The sequence below is a fragment of the Thermaerobacter litoralis genome, assembly GCF_054654595.1.
On the sequence record NZ_BAAIES010000002.1, the window covers coordinates 24,078 to 42,834 of the forward strand.

General features: G+C 75.2%; 15 protein-coding genes. 4 read left to right on the forward strand and 11 right to left on the reverse strand.

Annotated features, from left to right (window positions below; genetic code table 11):
- Window positions 1–273 precede the first annotated feature (273 nt).
- The gene (locus tag ACYQ02_RS00320; protein ID WP_460038443.1) at window positions 274–1,272 is read left to right on the forward strand and encodes a uracil-DNA glycosylase; all 999 of its coding nucleotides are present in this window, start codon (window positions 274–276) and stop codon (window positions 1,270–1,272) included.
- A complete protein-coding gene (locus tag ACYQ02_RS00325; protein ID WP_460038444.1) occupies window positions 1,269–2,531 on the forward strand; it encodes a P1 family peptidase in 1,263 nt (420 codons plus the stop codon). The genes ACYQ02_RS00320 and ACYQ02_RS00325 overlap by 4 nt, the downstream gene beginning before the upstream one ends.
- A gap of 99 nt (window positions 2,532–2,630) precedes the next feature.
- Here the strand turns inward: ACYQ02_RS00325 and ACYQ02_RS00330 are convergent, their stop codons facing one another.
- The 9 genes from ACYQ02_RS00330 to argC all read right to left on the reverse strand — a co-directional run bounded on the left by ACYQ02_RS00330 (window position 2,631) and on the right by argC (window position 13,836).
- Window positions 2,631–3,962, reverse strand: coding sequence for an MFS transporter (locus ACYQ02_RS00330; RefSeq protein ID WP_460038445.1), 1,332 nt, complete (start codon window positions 3,960–3,962; stop codon window positions 2,631–2,633).
- A 277-nt stretch (window positions 3,963–4,239) separates the two neighbouring features.
- Entirely contained in the window at window positions 4,240–5,784 is a 1,545-nt protein-coding gene (gene argH, locus ACYQ02_RS00335; protein WP_460038446.1) for an argininosuccinate lyase, read from the reverse strand.
- Window positions 5,785–5,878: 94 nt separating this feature from the next.
- Window positions 5,879–6,448 carry an MOSC domain-containing protein gene (locus ACYQ02_RS00340; protein ID WP_460038447.1) on the reverse strand — a complete coding sequence of 190 codons (570 nt, stop codon included), beginning with the start codon at window positions 6,446–6,448 and terminating at the stop codon, window positions 5,879–5,881.
- A gap of 22 nt (window positions 6,449–6,470) precedes the next feature.
- Window positions 6,471–7,721: an argininosuccinate synthase gene (locus tag ACYQ02_RS00345; RefSeq protein WP_460038448.1), complete on the reverse strand. Its 1,251-nt coding sequence runs from the start codon at window positions 7,719–7,721 to the stop codon at window positions 6,471–6,473.
- Window positions 7,722–7,768: 47 nt separating this feature from the next.
- On the reverse strand, window positions 7,769–8,782 hold the full coding sequence (argF, locus tag ACYQ02_RS00350; protein WP_460038449.1) for an ornithine carbamoyltransferase: 1,014 nt from the start codon (window positions 8,780–8,782) through the stop codon (window positions 7,769–7,771).
- Between the two features lie 18 nt (window positions 8,783–8,800).
- Window positions 8,801–10,015 (reverse strand): aspartate aminotransferase family protein, encoded by a 1,215-nt coding sequence (locus ACYQ02_RS00355; protein ID WP_460038450.1) that lies wholly within the window; start codon window positions 10,013–10,015, stop codon window positions 8,801–8,803.
- A complete protein-coding gene (gene argB, locus ACYQ02_RS00360; RefSeq protein WP_460038451.1) occupies window positions 10,012–11,085 on the reverse strand; it encodes an acetylglutamate kinase in 1,074 nt (357 codons plus the stop codon). Before argB ends, ACYQ02_RS00355 begins: the two co-directional genes overlap by 4 nt.
- A gap of 27 nt (window positions 11,086–11,112) precedes the next feature.
- Window positions 11,113–12,690 (reverse strand): bifunctional ornithine acetyltransferase/N-acetylglutamate synthase, encoded by a 1,578-nt coding sequence (locus ACYQ02_RS00365; RefSeq protein WP_460038452.1) that lies wholly within the window; start codon window positions 12,688–12,690, stop codon window positions 11,113–11,115.
- A 45-nt stretch (window positions 12,691–12,735) separates the two neighbouring features.
- Window positions 12,736–13,836, reverse strand: a complete 1,101-nt coding sequence (gene argC, locus ACYQ02_RS00370; protein ID WP_460038453.1) for an N-acetyl-gamma-glutamyl-phosphate reductase — start codon at window positions 13,834–13,836, stop codon at window positions 12,736–12,738.
- Between the two features lie 336 nt (window positions 13,837–14,172).
- Here argC and ACYQ02_RS00375 point away from each other — a divergent pair, with 336 nt between their 5' ends.
- Window positions 14,173–14,946: a biotin transporter BioY gene (locus tag ACYQ02_RS00375; protein WP_460038454.1), complete on the forward strand. Its 774-nt coding sequence runs from the start codon at window positions 14,173–14,175 to the stop codon at window positions 14,944–14,946.
- A gap of 184 nt (window positions 14,947–15,130) precedes the next feature.
- Here the strand turns inward: ACYQ02_RS00375 and pdxT are convergent, their stop codons facing one another.
- Together pdxT and pdxS are read right to left on the reverse strand one after the other, a co-directional pair.
- Window positions 15,131–15,913 carry a pyridoxal 5'-phosphate synthase glutaminase subunit PdxT gene (gene pdxT, locus ACYQ02_RS00380; RefSeq protein ID WP_460038455.1) on the reverse strand — a complete coding sequence of 261 codons (783 nt, stop codon included), beginning with the start codon at window positions 15,911–15,913 and terminating at the stop codon, window positions 15,131–15,133.
- A 31-nt stretch (window positions 15,914–15,944) separates the two neighbouring features.
- Entirely contained in the window at window positions 15,945–16,862 is a 918-nt protein-coding gene (gene pdxS, locus ACYQ02_RS00385) for a pyridoxal 5'-phosphate synthase lyase subunit PdxS (RefSeq protein ID WP_460038601.1), read from the reverse strand.
- A gap of 794 nt (window positions 16,863–17,656) precedes the next feature.
- Between pdxS and safA the strand changes: the two genes are divergently transcribed.
- Window positions 17,657–18,727, forward strand: a complete 1,071-nt coding sequence (safA, locus tag ACYQ02_RS00390) for a SafA/ExsA family spore coat assembly protein (protein WP_460038456.1) — start codon at window positions 17,657–17,659, stop codon at window positions 18,725–18,727.
- Window positions 18,728–18,757 lie beyond the last annotated feature (30 nt).

An 18,757-nucleotide genomic window follows, 5' to 3' on the forward strand; every position in this document is an offset into this window, starting at 1 on the left:
GTAGGACGAACCGGCCCCGCGCCTCCCCGGGGCCCACCGCGGCGGCCAAGCCGCCGGGCTGGCTCCCGGGCCGGTTCCCGCTGCGCTGGCGAAAGGCGTCGTGGGGTGGCTGGACGGTGAACGAAACCGCGATGCATCCCCCGTCATCCGATGGAATACGGCGGACAGGTTCCAACTCCTGCCGGGCGGGGGCGGGTGATCCCCCTCGGCTTCCGCACACCGGGCTTGCCGGGCCCGCGGCCGGCGCGACCTTCGCGGTGCTACAATAGCGGCATGAAGGAACCGGCCACGAGGGAACCGAGCGCGTCCCCGCCGCCTGCCGATCCGGCCGCGGCCCTGGACCGGATCCACCGGGACGTCATCGCCTGCCGCCGCTGCCCGCGGCTGGTCGCCTACACCGCCGAGGTCGCCCGGATCAAGCGCCGGGCCTACCGGGACTGGGACTACTGGGGGCGCCCGGTGCCCGGCTTCGGCGATCCCCGGGCCCGGCTGCTCATCGTGGGGCTCGCCCCCGCCGCCCACGGCGCCAACCGGACGGGCCGCATGTTCACCGGCGACGCGTCGGGCGACTGGTTGTACCGCGCCCTGTACCGGGCCGGCTTCGCCAGCCAGCCCACCAGCACCCACCGCGACGACGGCCTGCGGCTTCAAGACGCCTACATCACCGCCGCCTGCCACTGCGCCCCGCCGGACAACCGGCCGTCCCGGGAGGAACTGGCCGCCTGCAGCCTCTACCTCGACCGGGAGCTGGAGACCCTGACGGCGCTGCGGGTGATCGTCTGCCTGGGGCAGATCGCCTTCGAGGCCGTGCTGCGGCGCATGCGGGAACGGGGCTACGGCTGGCCGGTGGAGGTGGAGCCAGGGCAGGAGCCTGCAGTGGGCGGCGAACCGGGGGGCGGTGACCCAGGGGGCGGTAGCCCGCCCGGCCTGCTGCCGACGCCGTCCCCGGCCCCGTCCCCCTGGACGAACCGGCGGCCGGGCAAGCCCCGCTTCCGCCACGGCGGCGAGTACCGCTGGCTGCCGGCGGACGCCCATGCCGGCGGGGCGGCGGCCCGCGACGCCGGGGCCCCTGGGGCGACGCCCCCCGGGAACCTGCCGGTCCTGCTGGCCAGCTACCACCCCAGCCGCCAGAACACCCAGACCGGGGTGCTGACCGAGGCCATGTTCGACGCCATCTTCCGGCGGGCCCGGCAGCTGGTGGACGGCGAGGCCGCCCGGGGCGGGCCCGTCTCCGCCCTCTCCGGCAAAAGCGCCCGGAGGCGAGGCGCATGACGCCCCCACCCGCGATGCAACGGGGCCCGCACAACGCCATTACCGACGTCGCCGGCGTCCGGGTCGGCCACGCCACGGTGATCCGCGGCGAGGGCCCCTTGCGGACCGGCCAGGGGCCGGCCCGCACCGGCGTGACGGTGGTGCTGCCCCCCGGCGACCTGCGCTCGATCTACGACGCCAAGTTCCCCGCCGCGGCCCACGTGATCAACGGCTTCGGCAAGGCCCTGGGCCTGGCCCAGGTGATGGAGCTGGGCCGCCTGGAGACGCCGATCCTGCTGACCAGCACCCTCTCCATCTGGCGGGCGGCCGACGCCCTGGTCGACCACATCCTGGCCGCCCACCCGGACATCGGGGTCCGGGCGCCGACGGTCAACGTGGTCGCCGGCGAGTGCAACGACGGCTGGCTCAACGACATCCGGGGGCGGCACGTGGGCCCGCGGGAGGTGGCAGAGGCCCTGGCGGCGGCTGCCGGCGGCCCGGTGGCCGAGGGCAGCGTGGGAGCGGGGACCGGCATGGTGTGCTACGGCTTCAAGGGTGGAATCGGCACCGCCTCCCGGGTCTGGCCCTCCCCCCTGCCCGGCGCCGGGGAGGAGCCCGTCACCCTGGGTTGCCTGGTCCTGGCCAACTTCGGCCGGCGCCGCGACCTGACCATCGCCGGGGTGCCGGTGGGCCGGCTGCTGGACGCGGCGGACGAACCGTCGGACGAACCGGCGCCGTCGCCCGCCCGCGCCGCCGCCGGCGGCGAAGGGGGACCGGCCACCCCCATGGGCGGCACAACCGCCGCCCCCACCGGCACCCCGCCCGGTGCGGCGGAGGCAGCAGTATCCGGTGCCCCGGGCACGCCTGCCGAGACACCCGGCCCCACCGGCGAGGGCGGCTCGGTGGTGGTGGTCCTGGCCACCGACGCGCCCCTGACCTCCCGCCAGCTGGGCCGGATCGCCCGCCGGGCCGCGGCCGGCCTGGCCCGCACCGGCACCGTTTACTGGCACGGCAGCGGCGACTTCGTCCTGGCCTTCAGCACCGCCCGCCGCTACCCGCCCTACCTGCCCGACGAGGGCGCCTACCTCAATCCCTTCTTCGAGGCGGCTGCGGCGGCCACGGAGGAGGCGGTGATCCGGGCCCTGGTGGCAGCCCGCCCCATGACGGGCCGCGACGGCCACCACGTGCCCGCCCTGCCCACCGGCCGGGTGCGTCGCCTGCTGGAGGAACGCGGCATCCCCTGGGATTACGGCCCGGAGCCCGCCTGCCAGCCCCGCTGAGGCCCGGACGGCCTTGACCCGGTGGACCCCGGCGGGTGGAAGGGGCCGGGCCCACCCCACCGGTGCGGGCTGCTCCAGGCCGTGCGGGTTCGTTCGGCCTTACGCCTCCGAAGCCGCCTTCGACTCCACGGGCTGTCCCGCCGCGGTGGCCGGAGTCCCCCGGTGTCCGATCGCCGGCGTCACCCGCACCAACCAGATGTACATCGCCACCACCGGCACCAGGAAGGCCGCACTGGCGACGATGCCGGCCTCCACCGCCACCGCCGCCGCGATGCCGCCCAGCACGGGTCCACCAATGATCTCCCCGAAGGAATGGAACTGCTCGACCATGGAGAGGACCGTGGCCCGGGCGCCGGGATCCAGCCCGTGGTTGACCCAGGCCACCTGGAGCGGATCGTACGTCTCTCGGAGCAACGCCGTGAGCCAGTAAAAGCTCACCGCCATGGCCAGGGACCCCGCCAGGCCGAAGCCCGCCACGCTGGGGATCAGCAGGGTGCTGATGCCCAGGAGGAGCCGCCCCACCCGGCCCGGGTCGCCGACCCCGCGACGCCGCACCAGCTCCGCGGCCCCCATGCTCAGCAGCATGGCACCGGCGGTCAGCAGCCCGATCCACACCACGGGGCCCATCCCCGGCGCCGTCCCCGGACCCGTTCCCGCCACCTGGGGAAACCGGGTCAGGAGGTGGAACTGCCAGAGGCGGTCGAATCCCTCGCTGGCCAGGCCGTAGAACACGCCGATGGCCAGCAGGAGGTCCAGGCCAGGCCGCCCCCGCACCGCCCGCCACCCCCGCCGCCAGGTGCCGCCCATCCCCTGCCAGAGCGACCCACGAGCCTGGAGCCGCGTCCGGTAGCCCCGCTCGGGCATCGCCAGGGCCAGGAAGCCGGCCAGAAGCCACAAGGAGAGGCCGGCCGCCCGTAACGGCAGATCCAGCCGCAGGCTGCCCAGGGCCACACTGGCGCCGATGCCCAGCAGGGTGGCCGCCTGGGCCGCCTGGGCGCCCCGCACGTACAGGTGGCGGGCCCGTTCCTCCCCCACCTCGTCGGCGATCCAGGCGGCGTCGGCGCCGCTGGTGAAGGTGTACCCCAGGCCCCAAAGGACCTGGCCCAGCAGGATGGCCGGCAGCGCGGCCACCGCCCCCTCGACCAGCAGGCCGGCGCCGATCAGGACGAGCCCCGCCAGGATCGAAGCCCGCCGGCCGTACAGGTCCGCGACGATGCCCGTGGGCACCTCGCAGAGGGTCACGGTGATCTCCAGCATGGTGCCGACCAGGGCTAGTTCCAGGGGATCGAGGCCGGCCTGCTGGATGCGGTAGAGGGCCGCCACGGTGTGGGCCGTGGCCAGCAGGAAGGCCATGCCGAACCGGTAGACCACGTAAACCGCCGCCGGGTCGACGGCCATCCGGACGGTCGCACGCCGCTTCCCTCGCCCCACGGGACCCACCCCAGGCAGACTCCGGCCCCGGAACCCGTCGCCGCCGGCGATCCGGGCCAGGTGCCGCGTCTTGGTAACGTTCTTAGCATAGCGGGGCCGGTGGCGAGATCCAACGGGGCCGCGCCTCGGGGTGAGGCCTCTTCTATTTGCCTCGACCCTCACCTACCGAAACGGGACACGGACCGTACCCCCGGACCGCCGGCCGGGGGGCGGGGCCGGCCCCAGAAGCGGGAGCGGGGGCGAGCCGGGCAGGACGCTGGGAACGCCGTGCGCCCCCTTAGGCAGGGGGACCCTCCCCCGCGGCCTGTGCGAGCGCGGCCCGGGCTTCGGCCAGCTGCCGCTCCACCGCCTCCCGGGCGGTGCCCCCGTAGAGCCGCCGGGCGGCCACCACGGCCCGCGGGCTGAGGCGCTCTACCACGTCGGGGCCGAACCGGTCGCAGCGGGCGGCCAGTTCGTCCGGGGTCAGGTCTTGCAGGCGGCGGCCCTGCCGGATGCAGTCCAGCACCAGCTCGCCCACGATGCGGTGGGCCTCCCGGAAGGGCACCCCCCGGTCCACCAGATAGTCGGCCAGGTCGGTGGCGGCGGAGAAGTCCCGCTCCAGGGCGGCGGCCATGCGGTCGGCCCGCACCCGCATGGTGCGGATCATCCCCGCGCAGAGGGGCAGGGCGGCCTCCAGGGTGTCCAGGGCGTCGAAGACGCCCGGCTTGTCCTCCTGCAGGTCCCGGTTGTAGGTCAACGGCAACCCCTTGAGCACGGTCAGCAGCCCAAAGAGCGCCCCGTAGACCCGCCCCGTCTTGCCGCGAACCAGCTCGGCCACGTCGGGGTTCTTCTTCTGGGGCATGATGCTGGAGCCGGTGCAGTAGGCGTCGTCCAGCTCGACGAAGCCGAACTCCTCCGACGACCAGAGCACCAGCTCCTCGCACAGCCGCGAGAGGTGCATCGCCAGGATGCTGCCCGCCGCCAGGAACTCCAGCAGGTAGTCGCGGTCGCTGACGGCGTCCATGCTGTTGGGGTAGACCCGGCCGAACCCCAGCTCCCGGGCCACCATCGCGCGGTCCAGGGGGAAACCGGTCCCGGCCAGGGCCGCCGCGCCCAGGGGGCACCAGTCGGTCCGCCGGCGGGCGTCGGCGAGCCGGCCCGCGTCCCGCTCCAGCATCCAGAAGTAGGCCAGCAGGTGGTGGGCGAAGAGCACCGGCTGCGCCCGCTGCAGGTGGGTGTAGCCGGGCATGATCACGTCCAGGTGGGCCTCGGCCTTGTCCACCAGCGCCCGCTGCAGGTCCCGCACGGCGGCGATCAGGCGGCCCAGGGCTTCCTTCATATAGAGGTGCATGTCGGTGGCCACCTGGTCGTTGCGGCTGCGGCCGGTGTGGAGCTTGCCGGCCAGGGGCCCGACCACCCGGCCCAGCAGGTGCTCCACGTTCATGTGCACGTCTTCCAGCGCCGGGTCCAGGACGAACTCGCCGCTGGCCAGGCGGCGGCGCACCTCCTCCAGCCCCTCCACCAGCGCCCGGGCCTCCTGGGGGGCCAGGACGCCGCAGGCGCCCAGCATGCGGGCGTGGGCCTGGCTCGCCCGGATGTCCACCTCCACCAGCCGCCGGTCCACGTCGATGGAGGCGGTGAAGGCCTCCACGGCCCGGTGGGTGGCCGTGGTGAAGCGGCCGCCCCACGGCTTGGCATTGGCCGGCGCCCCCGGGGCCGCGGCAGCCCCTGGCGCCCCGGGATCCCCCGCCCCGGCGGCAACCGGCGTCCCCGCACGAGGCCGGGGCTCGCCGGCAGGAGGGGGCACGGGATGGGAAGAGGGCAGGTCGGCGTGATCCGGCAAGGGGTCTTTCCCTCCTTCGCCGTCCAGCGCGTCCTCTTATACACGTTGCACGCGCTTCCCCTTGGACGTCGACACGCTCCATCGCCCCGGGAGCTTAGGCCTCTGCGGACTCTTCGGACTGCCAGGGGACGGCCGCCCGGCCGGACCCGCCCCGGGTCGGCGGCGGGTGAGCCGCTCCGGCCGGGTCGCCTACCACCACAGGGTCCCCCACCCGGATGATCCCCGAGGTGAGGATCCGGGCCCGGAGGCCGCCGCGACCGGCCAGGGCGGCCTTGAGCCCCGGCGCCACCAGCCCCTCCAGGTACCCGCAGGGATCGCACGGCCGGATGCCCTCCACCCAGACGTCGCCCAGGCGGAAGGGCCGGCCGATCAGGGCCTCCAGGCGGACCCCCCGGGTCACCACGTTGCGCCGCAGGGCCAGGGGCTCCAGGGGCCGGCCCAGGGCCGCGGCCACGGCGGCCACCGTCTCCTCCTCGATCAGGGTCAGCTGGGGATCGGGCCAGCCCTGCCAGGTGCCGGTGCCCAGGAAGTAGCGATCGCCTTCCAGGCCGCGTCCCGCCACCGCCCGGACGGCAGGGACGGCTTCCACGGGCGCCCCCGCCCGCCGGGCGATGCCCAGCCCGACCACCCTTCCCCCCGCGCCGGGGCCCTGCTCCCGCGCCATGCCCGAGGAACCTGCCCCACCCTTACTCCGACCGCCCGGCGGGCAGCGGAGCCCGGTCGGCCGCCGGGCCGGGTTCCACCGCCGAACCGTGCACGGCCGCGTGGACCCGGGTCGGCAGCCCCCACAGCTGGATGAATCCCACCGCCGCCTGGTGGTCGAACCGGTCGCCGGGCGAGTAGGTGGCCAGCTCGTGGCGATAGAGGGAGACCGGTGAACGGCGGCCCACCACCGTCGCCGTGCCGCGGTAGAGCTTGACCCGGACCTCGCCCGTCACGTACCGCTGGGTCTCGGCCACGAAGGCGTCCAGCGCCTGCTTGAAGGGCGAGAACCACAGGCCGTTGTAGATCACCTGGGCCACCTGCTGCTCGATCACCGGCTTGAAGTGCAGCACCTCCCGGGGCAGGCACAGGGCCTCCAGGGCCCGGTGGGCCTCCACCAGCACCACGGCGGCCGGGGCCTCGTACACCTCCCGGGACTTGATGCCCACCAGCCGGTCCTCGATCATGTCGATCCGGCCCACCCCGTGGCGGCCCGCCAGCCGGTTGAGCTGCTCGATCAGCTCCACCAGGCCCAGGGGCTCGCCGTTCAGGGCCACCGGCACGCCCGCCTCGAAGGCCAGGGTGACGTACTCGGGCTCGGCCGGCGCCTGCTCGGGGGCCACCGTCATGGCGTAGGCGGCGTCGGGCGGCTCGGCCCAGGGGTCCTCCAGCACGCCGGCCTCGCAGCTGCGGCCCCAGAGGTTGGCGTCGATGGAGAAGGGGTTCTCCTCGGTGACGGGGATGGGGATGCCGTGGCGGCGGGCATAGGCGATCTCCTCATCCCGGGACCAGGCCCACTCCCGCACCGGCGCCACCACCTTGAGGTCGGGCGCCAGCGCCGCCACGGAGACGTCGAACCGGACCTGGTCGTTGCCCTTGCCCGTGCAGCCGTGGGCAACCGCGGTGGCCCCGTAGCGGCGGGCGGTCTCCACCAGCAGCTGGGCGATCAGGGGCCGGGACAGGGCCGCCGAAAGGGGATAGCGGCCCTGGTACAGGGCGTTGGCCTGCAGGGCCGGCAGCACGAAGTCCCGGGCGAACCGCTCCCGGGCGTCGACCACCACGGCCTCCACGGCGCCCACCTGCAGGGCCTTGCGCCGGATGAACTCGAGATCCTTGCCCTCGCCCACGTCGGCCGACAGGGCGATCACGTCGTAGCCGTAGGTCTCCTTCAGCCAGGGGATGGCCACGGAGGTGTCCAGGCCCCCGGAGTACGCCAGCACGATCTTCTCCGCCACGACGGCGTCCCTCCCCCTGCGTCCTGGTCCGTCTCCCACCGGAGGCCCTAGCTCAAGAGGGCCAGCAGGATGGCTTTCTGCGCGTGGAGGCGATTCTCCGCCTGGTCCCACACCACCGAATGGGGGCCGTCCAGCACCCCGGCGGTCACCTCCTCGCCCCGGTGGGCGGGGAGGCAATGCATGAAGATGTAATCGGGGCTGGCGTGGGCGACCAGGGCCTCGTTCACCTGGTAGGGGGCGAAGGCCCGCCGCCGGTCCGCCTCCTCCCCCTCCTGGCCCATGCTGGTCCAGACGTCGGTGTAGACCACGTCGGCCCCGCGGACGGCGGCCACCGGATCGTGGAGGACCTCCACGACGGCCCCCGTGCCCCGGGCCAGGTCCTCCGCCATGGCCAGCACCTGGGGATGGGGCTCGTACCCCGGCGGGCAGGCCAGCCGCAGGCGCAGGCCGAGGAGGGCCGCCCCCAGCAACCAGGTGTGGGCCACGTTGTTGCTGTCGCCCACGTAGGCCACCGTGACCCCCTGCAGCCGCCCCTTGTGCTCGCGGATCGTCAAGAGGTCGGCCATGATCTGGCAGGGGTGGTAGAGGTCGGTCAGCCCGTTGATCACCGGGATCGAGGCCGCGGCGGCCAGTTCCTCCACGGTGGCGTGGGAATAGGCCCGCACCATCAGGGCGTCGACGTAGCGGGAGAGGACCCGGGCGGTGTCGGCCAGGGTCTCGCCCCGGCTCAGCTGCAGCTCCCGCGGGCTCAGGTTGAGCACCCGGCCGCCCAGCTGCTGCATGCCGACCTCAAAGGACACCCGGGTCCGGGTGGAGGGCTTCTCGAAGATCATGGCCAGGGTCTTGCCGTAGAGGGGCTCGCCGGCCCGGCCGGCCTGCCAGTCCCGCTTCAGGGCGGCGGCCAGGTCCAGCAGCCCGGCCAGTTCGTCGGAGGTGAAGTCGCTGAGCGTCAGGAAGTCCCGCCCCGAAAGGGCGGGCAGGGGCTCGGGGAGCCCGGCGGCCGGGACGGCCAGGGAACCCGAGCTCGCCCGCGCCGGAGCCGCGTTCGTCCAGGATGGCACCGTTCTCCCTCCCGTCTCTCAACGGCCCGCCCGGGCCAGGGCGCGCTCCAGGCGGTCCACCGCCTCGTCCAGCTCGGCGGCGGTGATGGTGAGGGGCGGCAGGAACCGCACGACCCGGCCCCCCGCCACCGTGACCAGCAGGCCTTCGGCGAAGCAGGCCTCCACCACCGGCTGGGCGGGGCCGTCCAGCACCAGGCCCAGCATCAACCCGCGGCCCCGCACCTCCTGGCATCCGGGATGGCGGCGGGCCACCGCCTCCAGGCGCTGGCGCAGGTGGGCGCCCAGGGTGGCCGCCCGGGCCGGCAGGTCCTCCCGCTCCAGCACCTCCAGGGTGGCCAGGGCGGCCGCCGCCGCCAGGGGATTGCCACCGAAGGTGGAGGCGTGGGTTCCCGGTCCCAGCACCTCCGCCAGCCGCCCGTCGGCCAGCATGGCGCCGATGGGGACGCCATTGGCCAGGGCCTTGGCCAGGGTCACCACATCGGGCCGCACGCCCTCGCCCTGCATGGCCAGGAAGGTGCCCGTCCGGCCGCAGCCCGTCTGCACCTCATCGGCGATCAAAAGCAGCCCGTGGCGGTCGCACAGCTCCCGCAGGCCCGCCAGGAAGCCGGGGGCCGGCGGCACCACGCCGCCCTCGCCCTGGACGGGCTCCACCAGGATGGCACAGGTGGCGGGCGTGATGGCCGCCTCCACCGCCTCCAGGTCGTTGAAGGGCACGTGGCGGAAGCCGGCGGGCAGCGGGCCGAACCCTTCGTGGTAGTGGGGCTGGCCGGTGGCGGCCAGGGCGCCCAGGGTCCGGCCGTGGAAGCTGCCCGTGAAGGCGATGATCTCGGGGGCCGCGCCGGCACCGCCGCCCCGGCGCAGCCAGCCGTAGCGCCGGGCCAGCTTGATCGCCGCCTCGTTGGCCTCGGCGCCGCTGTTGCAGAAGAACGCGCAGTCCAGGCCCGTCAGCCCGGCCAGGCGCCGGGCCAGTTCCTCCTGCTGGGGGATCCGGTACAGGTTCGAGCAGTGCAGCAGCTCGGCCGCCTGCCGCCCGATGGCCTCCGTCACCGCGGGATGGGCGTGGCCGAGGACGGTGACGCCGATGCCGCTGGTGCAGTCGAGCCAGGCGCGGCCTGCCTCGTCGTAGAGCCATGCGCCCTGGCCGCGGACGAAGGCCACGGGCAGCCGCCGGTAGTTGGGGAACAGGTGGGGCGGCGCCCCGGTCGCCTTCGCTGGGCTCCCCTCGGAGGTCATGCGCCGTGCCCCTCCCCTCCGGCTACCACCATGGTGCCGACCCCCTCGCTGGTGAACAGCTCGACCAGCAGCGCGTGGGGCCGCCGGCCGTCGATGATGTGAACGCTGCCCGCCCCGGCCGCCAGGGCCCGCAGGCCGGCTTGCACCTTGGGCACCATGCCGCCGCGGATCTCGCCCCGGGCGATCAGGGCCTGGGCCGTCGCCGCGTCCAGGGTCGACAGCGTCTCCGCCTGGCCGTCGCCGTCCAGGTCCGCCATCACCCCAGGCACGTCGGTCAGGAAGACCAGCTTCTCCGCGCCCAGGGCGCCGGCCACCGCCGCCGCCGCGTCGTCGGCGTTGACGTTGTAACGCTGGCCCCCCTCGCCGACGGCCAGGGGCGCGATCACCGGGACGAACCCGGCCTCCAGCAGCTGCTTGAGGAAGCCGGTGTTCACCGCGACGATCTCCCCGACGAACCCCAGGTCCCGGCCGCCGGGGCGCTTGGGCCGGGCCGTCAGCAGCCCGCCGTCACAGCCCGAGAGGCCCACCGCCAGGGGCCGGCCGGCCGCCTGGTTGAGCCCGGTCACCAGGGCCTTGTTGACCTGGCCGGCCAGGACCATCTCGACCACCGCCAGCGTGGCGGCGTCGGTGACCCGCAGCCCGTCGACGAAGCGGGCCGGCAGGTCCAGGCGCTCGAGCCAGGCCGTGATCGCCTTGCCCCCGCCGTGGACCACCACGGGCCGGACGCCCAGGGCCCGCAACATGGCCACATCCCGCAGGACGGCGTCGCCGCCCAGGGGATCGGGAGGAAGGAGCCCGGCTGCCGCCGGATGGCCGCCCACCAGGCCGTTCCCCGCCGGGTCGCCGCCCGCGGCTCGCCCTCCCTTGAGGCCGGGGGTCGGGCCCAGGGTCGACCCGCCGTGCTTGACCACCACGATCCGGCCGGCGAAGCGCTGCACCCAGGGCAGCACGTCGGTCAGGACCGCCGCCTTGACCTCCGGGGCCAGGTCGGCCTCCCGGACGGCGGCCCGTCGGATGCCCGGCTCCGTCTCCGGTTCCACCGCGGGGACCCGGACGGCCTCCAGCGCCATGCCTTGGTTCCTCCCTCCCAGCCGCCCTCAGGTGCGGTAGCTGGCGTTGATGTGAACGTAACCGGGGCTCAGGTCGCAGCCGTAGGCGCGGCCGCGGCCGGGGCCGTCGCCCACCTTGAGCCGGATGACCACCTCGGGCGAGCGCAGGTAGGCTGCCGCCGCCCCTTCGTCGAAGGGCACCCCGAGCCCGCCGCGGCAGACCGGGATGGCCCCCAGGTCCACGTCGACCCGGGAGGGGTCGAGGTCGACCCCCGAGCGGCCGGCGGCGGCCAGGACCCGGCCCCAGTTGGCGTCGGCCCCGTGCACCGCCGTCTTGACCAGCGGCGAGGCGACCACCGTCCGGGCCACCTGCCGGGCGGCCGCATCGTCGGGCGCCCCCTCCACCTCCACGGTGATCAGGCGGGTCGCCCCCTCGCCGTCGGCGGCGATCTCCCGGGCCAGCCGGTCGCAGACCGCTTCCGCCGCCGCCGCCCAGGTCTCCCAGCCCGGGCGGCCCGGCGCCAGGGCCGGCCCGCCCGCCCGGCCGCTGGCCAGCACGATCACCATGTCGTTGGTGCTGGTGTCGCCGTCCACACTGATGGCGTTGAAGGTCCGCTCCGTGACCTCCCGCAGCCAGGCCTGCAGGGCGGCGGGTTCGATGGCCGCGTCGGTGGTGATGAAGGCCAGCATGGTGGCCATCTGGGGGTGGATCATGCCCGACCCCTTGGCCGCCCCGCCGATGCGGACGAACCGGCCGCGGCGGGCCGGGCTGCCGCCGGCCGGGACGCCCGGGCCCCCGGCGCCGGCCGCCAGGCCCACCGGCTGCAGCGGCCCCGGTTCGGCCGGCCGGGCGGGTAGGCCCGCCGGCGCCGGCAGGACCGAAGGACCCGAGGGGCCCGCTGGGCCCAGCGGGGCCGGTTCCACCGGCGGAAAGGACAGGGCCGGATCGAGGGCCCCGTGGTCCTCTTCGGCGCCCGGCAGGTGGCACAGGGCGCCCCACTCCTTGGTCCGGGTGTCGGTGGTGAGGATCGCCTCGGCGAAGGCATGGCCGCCCGCGGGCGAGGTGACCCGGGGCAGGGCCGCCAGCCCCTGGCGCACCGCCGCCATCGGCATGGGCTCGCCGATCACCCCCGTCTGGGCGACCGCCACCAGCTCGGGCTGCAGGCCCAGGATGGCCGCCGCCAGCGCCTGGATCTCCACCGCGTCGGCCGCCGCCCGGGGCGTACAGACGTTGGCGTTGCCGCTGTTGCAGACCACCGCCTGCAGGTAGCCGCCCGTGGCGGCCAGGCCGTCCCGGGTCACGTCCAGGCAGGGGGCGTGGACCCGGTTGCGGGTGTAGACCGCGGCCGCCGCGCAGGGCGCCTCGGCCACGATCCACCCCAGGTCCGCCTTGCGGCGCTTGATCCCGCAGTGCAATCCCCCGGCCTGGAAGCCGGCCGGTGTGGTGACGCCCCAGCCGGCCTGCAGGACGTACTCCCCGGCGGGAGGCACGGGGACCGGCTGCGCAGCCCGGCTGCGACCCCCCTGGTCGACCGCGCCCGGTTGCGGGCTCTGGGAGGCCGGCCCCGCCGTCACCCCGGAGGCCGCCACCGCCGTCGACGTTGCCAACCCGTCCCGCTGGTTCATCCCCAAGCTCCTTCCCCTCGCCATCCGGCCATGCCATTCCGCCCCTCACGGGAAGAGGGGCACCAGGTCGAGGCCCGTGGTCTCGTCCCAGCCCGCCATGAGATTGAGGTTCTGAACCGCCTGGCCCGCCGCGCCCTTGACCAGGTTGTCAATGGCGGCGAAGACGGTGATCCAGCCGGTCCGCGGGTCGTAATGCACGCCCAGGTCGCACAGGTTGGAGCCCTGAACGTGCTTGATGGCCGGGACCTGCCCCGGCGGCAGCACCCGCACGAAGGGCTTTCCTTTATAAAAGGCCTCGTAGAGCCCCTGCAGGGCGGGCCCCAGCCCGTCGGCCCCTTCGGCCCCCGGGGCCTCCGGCCACCACCCCTGGGGGGGCCGCACATAGCAGGTGGCCAGGATCCCCCGGGTCACCGGCAGCAGGTGGGTCGTCAAGAGCACGGTGACGCTGGCGCCGGCCAGCCCGCCCAGCACGTGCTCCACCTCCGGGGTGTGCTGGTGGCGGCCCACCTTGTAGGGGGCGAAGTTCTCGTTGACCTCGGCGAAGGCCGTCGCAGCCGACGCGCCCCGCCCGGCCCCGGAGACCCCGCTCTTGGCGTCGATCACCACCGTCCCGCCCGCCAGGCCGCCGGTGACGGCCAGGGGGGCCAGGGCCAGCAGGATCGCCGTGGGGTAGCAGCCGGGGTTCGACACCAGCCGGGCTTCGCGGATCCGGTCCGCGAAGAGCTCGCTGAGGCCGTAGACGGCCTCGGCCTGCAGAGCCGGGTCCACCGCCGGCCGCCCGTACCAGGCCTCGTACAGGCCCGCCGGCAGGCGCAGGTCGCCGCTGAGGTCGATCACCCGCACCCCCCGGGCCCGGGCCTCGGGCCAGATCCGGGGCAGTAGCTCGGCCGCCTGCCCGCTGGGCAGGGCCAGGAAGATCCCATCCAGGCCCAGGTCGACCCACGTCTCCGGCCGGGCCGCATCCAAGAGGTCCAGGGCCACGATCCCCCGCAGGTGGGGGAACACCGCGGCCAGCGGCTCCCCGGCCCGGGACGAACCGGCCACCGCCGCCAGCTCCACCCGCGGGTGCCGGACCAGCAAACGGACCAGCTCGCCCCCCGCGTAACCGCTGGCTCCCAACACCGCCACCCGCACCGGCACCGTCACCGCCTCTTCCCATCCCTTCCGGGCGCCGGAGCCCCCGGCGGATCCGGGACCCGGGGGTTCGGGGCCCCCGGGGGATCCGGGCCGCCCGGCAACTTGTGTATGAGTATACGACCGTTCGTATATTAATGCAATCCGTGATGCAACCGGTGGCGAACATGGACGGCGGGGTTCTTGGCGGTATGCTGACCGGCGGCCGGCAGGACGGGAACCCGGCAAGGGAGATTGTTAACCTAAATTACATCATGGTTGACAAACGGCCGGCCAAGCCGGTACGCTGGTCGCGTCACCCACCGCATCCGTTCTTCACCGCACGTCGGTATCAAGGGAGGGAGCCCCATGCCATCCGAACGGACTGCGGACCCGTCGGGCCCGCAGCGCGCTGCGGCCTCGGCGCCGGCGGCCGGGGAGGCGCCCGTCGCCGCCAGCGGTGATCCCGGGCCGGCGGAAACGGTCCCCGTCGCCCGTCCAGCCGGGGCCGGGGTGGCCGGCCTGCGCCCGCTGGTCCTGGCGGGATTGATGGCCGGCCTCACCGCCGTGCTGAGCTACCTGCGGATCCCCCTGCCCTTCACCCCCGTCCCCATCACGGGCCAGACCCTGGGCGTGATGCTGTCCGGCCTGCTGCTGGGGCCCCGGTGGGGTTTTGCCGCCCAGCTGGCCTACCTGCTCCTGGGGCTGGCCGGAGCCCCGGTCTTCGCCGGTGGCAGCGCCGGCCCGGCCCCCCTGTTGGGCCCGACGGGCGGGTTCCTCCTGAGTTACCCGCTGGCGGCGGGGCTGACCGGCCTGCTGGCCCGCCCGGGGGCGTGGCGGCTCCCCAAGGGCCGGCCCGGGCCGGCCGTCGCCGGGAGGCCGGCTGGCGGGGACCGGCTGGCGGCGCCGTCGCCCGACGGGGAAGCCGGCTTCCTTCGCGCCCTGGTGGCGGCCGTGACCGGCGGCATCCTGCTGGTCTACGCCGCCGGCGCCCCGTGGCTGGCGGTGGTGACGGGGACCGCCTGGTCGAAGATCTGGGGGGCGGCCGTCCTCCCCTTCATCCCCGGGGACCTGGCCAAGGCCGTGCTGGCAGCCTGGCTGAGCCGCCGGCTGCACCGGGCCCTGGGCGGCCTGCCCGCCTAAAGCCGCCGGAACAAGAGCCGGACAAAACGAGCCTGGCGGGGCCCTCCGGCACCGCCAGGCTCGTTCGTTGTGGGATGAAGGGGCCCGGGCCCGGGTCCCGCCCCCGGGCCCGGGGGGCGGGCCGCCCCGGTGTCCCGCCCTCCGCCCCCTGGGGCGGGCGCCTTCGCTGCGGGGTCCGGCGGGGTCAAACCGCCACGGCCGGCCCCTGGGCGACCATGTCCAGGAACAGCCGGGCCACCCGCAGGTCGCCCGACAGCTCGGGGTGGAAGGTGCTGGCGAGGCACCGGCCCTGCCGCACCAGGACGGGCCGCCCCTGCCAGCGGGCCAGGACCTGGACGCCAGGCCCGACGGACTCCACCACCGGGGCCCGGATGAACAGGGCCCGCAGCGGCTCCTCCCCCAGGCCGGGGGCGGCCAGGTCCGCCTCGAAGCTGTCCACCTGCCGGCCGTAGGCGTTGCGGGCCACCGCCACGTCCATCAGGCCCAGCCGCGGCACCGCACCGCCCGCCACATCCCGCGCCAGCAGGATCAGCCCGGCACAGGTCCCGAAGAAGGCCATGGCCCCGGCCCGGCCCCGCTGGGCCAGGGCCTCCAGGAGGCCCGCGCGTTCCATCAGCCGGCCCAGGGTCGTGCTCTCGCCCCCGGGCAGCACCAGCCCCTCAAGCCCCTCCAGATCGCCCGGCACCCGCACCGGCCGGACCCGGGCACCGGCCCGGCGGAAGTAGGCGACGTGCTCGGCCACGTCCCCCTGCAAGGCCAGCACGCCGATGCAAGGCCCGCCGGAGGGGGCCCGGCGGACGCCGGCCGGTTCGTCCCCTTCCTGAGGCCAGGTGACCGGCTCGCCGGGCAGCCGGTCCCCGGGTCCCCATGCCCCGTTCGCCCCGGCGTCCCCGGTCCAGGCCCGCCGGCCGGCCACGCCGTCGCCGGACGGCCCCCAGGCGGCCGCCCCGCGGTCCAACCCATCCATGCCTGCCGCCACCTCCCCCTGCGGCCGGGGCTCAGCCGCCCCGCCGCTGCATCCGCTCCTCGTCCGCCAGGGTGTGGGCCGCCACGCCGGCCATCGCCTCGCCCAACCCGCCGGAGACCCGGGCCAGCCGCTCCGGGTCGTCGTAGTGGGCGACGGCTTCGACGATGGCCCGGGCCCGGGCCGCCGGGTTGGCCGACTTGAAGATCCCCGAACCGACGAACACGCCGTCGGCCCCCAGCTGCATCATCAGGGCGGCATCGGCCGGCGTGGCGATGCCGCCCGCCGCGAAGTTGACCACCGGCAGGCGCCCCTGCCGCCTGACCTCCAGCAGCAGCTCGTAGGGCGCCCCCAGGTCCCGGGCCAGGGCCACCAGCTCCTCCTCCCCGGCCCGGCAGACCTGGCGGATCTGCTCGTTCATCCGGCGCATGTGGCGCACGGCCTCGACCACATCCCCGGTCCCGGGCTCTCCTTTGGTCCGGATCATGGCCGCCCCCTCGGCGATGCGGCGCAGCGCCTCGCCCAGGTCCCGGGCCCCGCAGACGAAGGGGACCTGGAAGGCGTGCTTGTCGATGTGGAAGCGCTCGTCGGCGGGCGTCAGCACCTCGCTCTCGTCGATGAAGTCGACGCCCAGGGCCTCCAGGATCTGGGCCTCGACGAAATGGCCGATGCGGCACTTGGCCATCACCGGGATGGTCACCGCCGCCATGATCGCCCGGATCCGGTCCGGATCGGCCATCCGGGCCACCCCGCCGGCCGCCCGGATGTCCGCCGGCACCCGCTCCAGGGCCATCACCGCCACCGCGCCGGCCTCTTCGGCGATCCGCGCTTCCTCCGGCGTGGTCACGTCCATGATCACGCCGCCCTTGAGCATGCGGGCCAGGCCCGTCTTAAGGGCCCAGGTCCCGTGCCGCGGGCGGGCGGGTTCGACCGCCTCCCCCGGCTCCGCCAGGGCGGCCTGGGGGCCCGCGCCCGGCCGCTCGCTGGGGGCCACGGCCGGCCCCCGGTCCGGGGCCTGGCGGACGAACCCGGCCGGCCCGGGCGCCGCCCGGCCGTCATGGCCTTCCACCGGCTTCACCTCCCACCCTGCCACCGGCATCGCCCGCGGTGTCCCCTGAAAACGACGAAGCCCGGCGCCATCCTGGGGATGAACGCCGGGCAGAGGTCACCGGGGAGGGCTCGCCGCCCTCTCCCTGGGCTCACGGGCCGGGCGGGAAGGATCGGCCGCCGCAGGGCCCCGCAACAGGGGTGCGGCGATCGGCCGCCGCCGGGTCCCGCGACAGGGGTGCGGCCGCCGCCGGGAGGGGTTCCTCGCCCCTCCCGCTCCTCGTCGCCCGGGTGCGCCACCTCTGCCCGATCGGACTATACCGTCGGCTCCGGATTCTCACCGGATCAACCGCCGAGGCTGGCAGGCTCGTGGGCTGGCCCGCCGCAGGGCCCGCGGGGGCCGCCCCATCACTGCCGGTCGGGAATTGGCGCCGGGCCGGCGGGCGCCGGCGCCTCACCCTGCCCCAAAGGATGGGCACACCACGAGATCGATGCGCTGGTCGTTACCCTTACCATGGCGCGGCCGGACCGGGCTGTCAACGGCCACCTGCGGCGGAACCGGCGGCTCCCCGGCCCTCCCCGGCCACCGGACCCCCATGGGTCCCGCGCCCGAATCCCTGTGCCATCGCCCAAGCTCTCCCCGCAGCCGGGACCGGCGGCCCCGGGGCGACATACATCGCCCTGGGAGGTGGAACACCGATGGCCCATGACGAGACCGTCCACAGCGGCGATCCCGGCCGGGACCCGGCGGCCGCGGGCGGCACCGGCCCGGCGATCCCGGGAGGCGCCGGCCCGGAGGCGCGGGCGCCGGTCGCCGGCAGGCCCGACGCCGGCGATGCCCTGTCCACCGGGACCGGTGAGGCGCCGGCCGACCAGGAGGTGGCCGCCGCGGCCAACGGGGCGGAGGTGGCCCAGGAGCAGCTGCCGCCGCCGCCCGCTTGCCCCAACGGGTTCATCTACACGGTGCAGCCGGGGGATACGCTGTTCCTCATCGCCCAGCGGTTCGGGGTGACCCTGCAGGCCCTGATCGCGGCCAATCCCCAGATCCCCGACCCCAACACCATCTTCCCCGGCCAGCAGATCTGCGTGCCGGCGGGCGTGACCCTGCCGCCGCCGCCCCCGTGTCCCAACGGGTTCATCTACACGGTCCAGCCGGGCGACACCCTGTTCCTCATCGCCCAGCGGTTCGGGGTGAGCCTGCAGGCCCTGATCGCGGCCAACCCGCAGATCCCGAACCCCAACGTGATCTTCCCGGGGCAGCAGATCTGCGTGCCGACGGGCGGTGCGCCCCAGGTCCCCACCGTCGAGTGCTGCATGTTGCTGTTCCGCACGGCCAACGTGCCCCGGGGGCCCGAGGCCGGCGGCGTGGCGCGGATCTTCCAGTCGGCGACAGCCGGGGCCAACGTGCTGATCGGCACCATCGACCTGCCGGCGCCCACCGTGTTCGGGGGGACGACCTTCGTGGCCTGGCTGCGGGGGGTGGCCCCCGACGGCCGCACCGTCAAGGTCCCCCTGGTCCGGACGAACCCGCTGTTGACGCCCCGGGTCTGGGCCGGGTCCCTGGCGCTGCCGCCGGGCCAGCAGCTGGCGCCGTTCAACGACCTGATCGTCACGGCGGAGCTCAGCCCCGACGTGTTGCAGCCCAGCCTGGACCGGATCGTGCTGATCGGCCTGTTCGCCCAGTGCCAGCCCCAGTCCGCGAACGGGAACACCCCCCTGGGGCCGGGGACCGGCAGCGGGCGGCTGGGCCGCGCCGGGTGCTGCGCCTGACCGCTGCGGGAGGACCCAGCGACCGCCGCG

Coding starts and splice junctions, on each gene's coding strand:
- ACYQ02_RS00320 (WP_460038443.1), top strand. CDS start 274: ATGAAGGAACCGGCCACGAGGGAACCGAGCGCGTCCCCGCCGCCTGCC.
- ACYQ02_RS00325 (WP_460038444.1), top strand. CDS start 1,269: ATGACGCCCCCACCCGCGATGCAACGGGGCCCGCACAACGCCATTACC.
- ACYQ02_RS00340 (WP_460038447.1), bottom strand. CDS start 6,448: ATGGCGCGGGAGCAGGGCCCCGGCGCGGGGGGAAGGGTGGTCGGGCTG.
- ACYQ02_RS00355 (WP_460038450.1), bottom strand. CDS start 10,015: ATGACCTCCGAGGGGAGCCCAGCGAAGGCGACCGGGGCGCCGCCCCAC.
- argB (WP_460038451.1), bottom strand. CDS start 11,085: ATGGCGCTGGAGGCCGTCCGGGTCCCCGCGGTGGAACCGGAGACGGAG.
- ACYQ02_RS00365 (WP_460038452.1), bottom strand. CDS start 12,690: ATGAACCAGCGGGACGGGTTGGCAACGTCGACGGCGGTGGCGGCCTCC.
- ACYQ02_RS00375 (WP_460038454.1), top strand. CDS start 14,173: ATGCCATCCGAACGGACTGCGGACCCGTCGGGCCCGCAGCGCGCTGCG.
- pdxT (WP_460038455.1), bottom strand. CDS start 15,913: ATGGATGGGTTGGACCGCGGGGCGGCCGCCTGGGGGCCGTCCGGCGAC.
- safA (WP_460038456.1), top strand. CDS start 17,657: ATGGCCCATGACGAGACCGTCCACAGCGGCGATCCCGGCCGGGACCCG.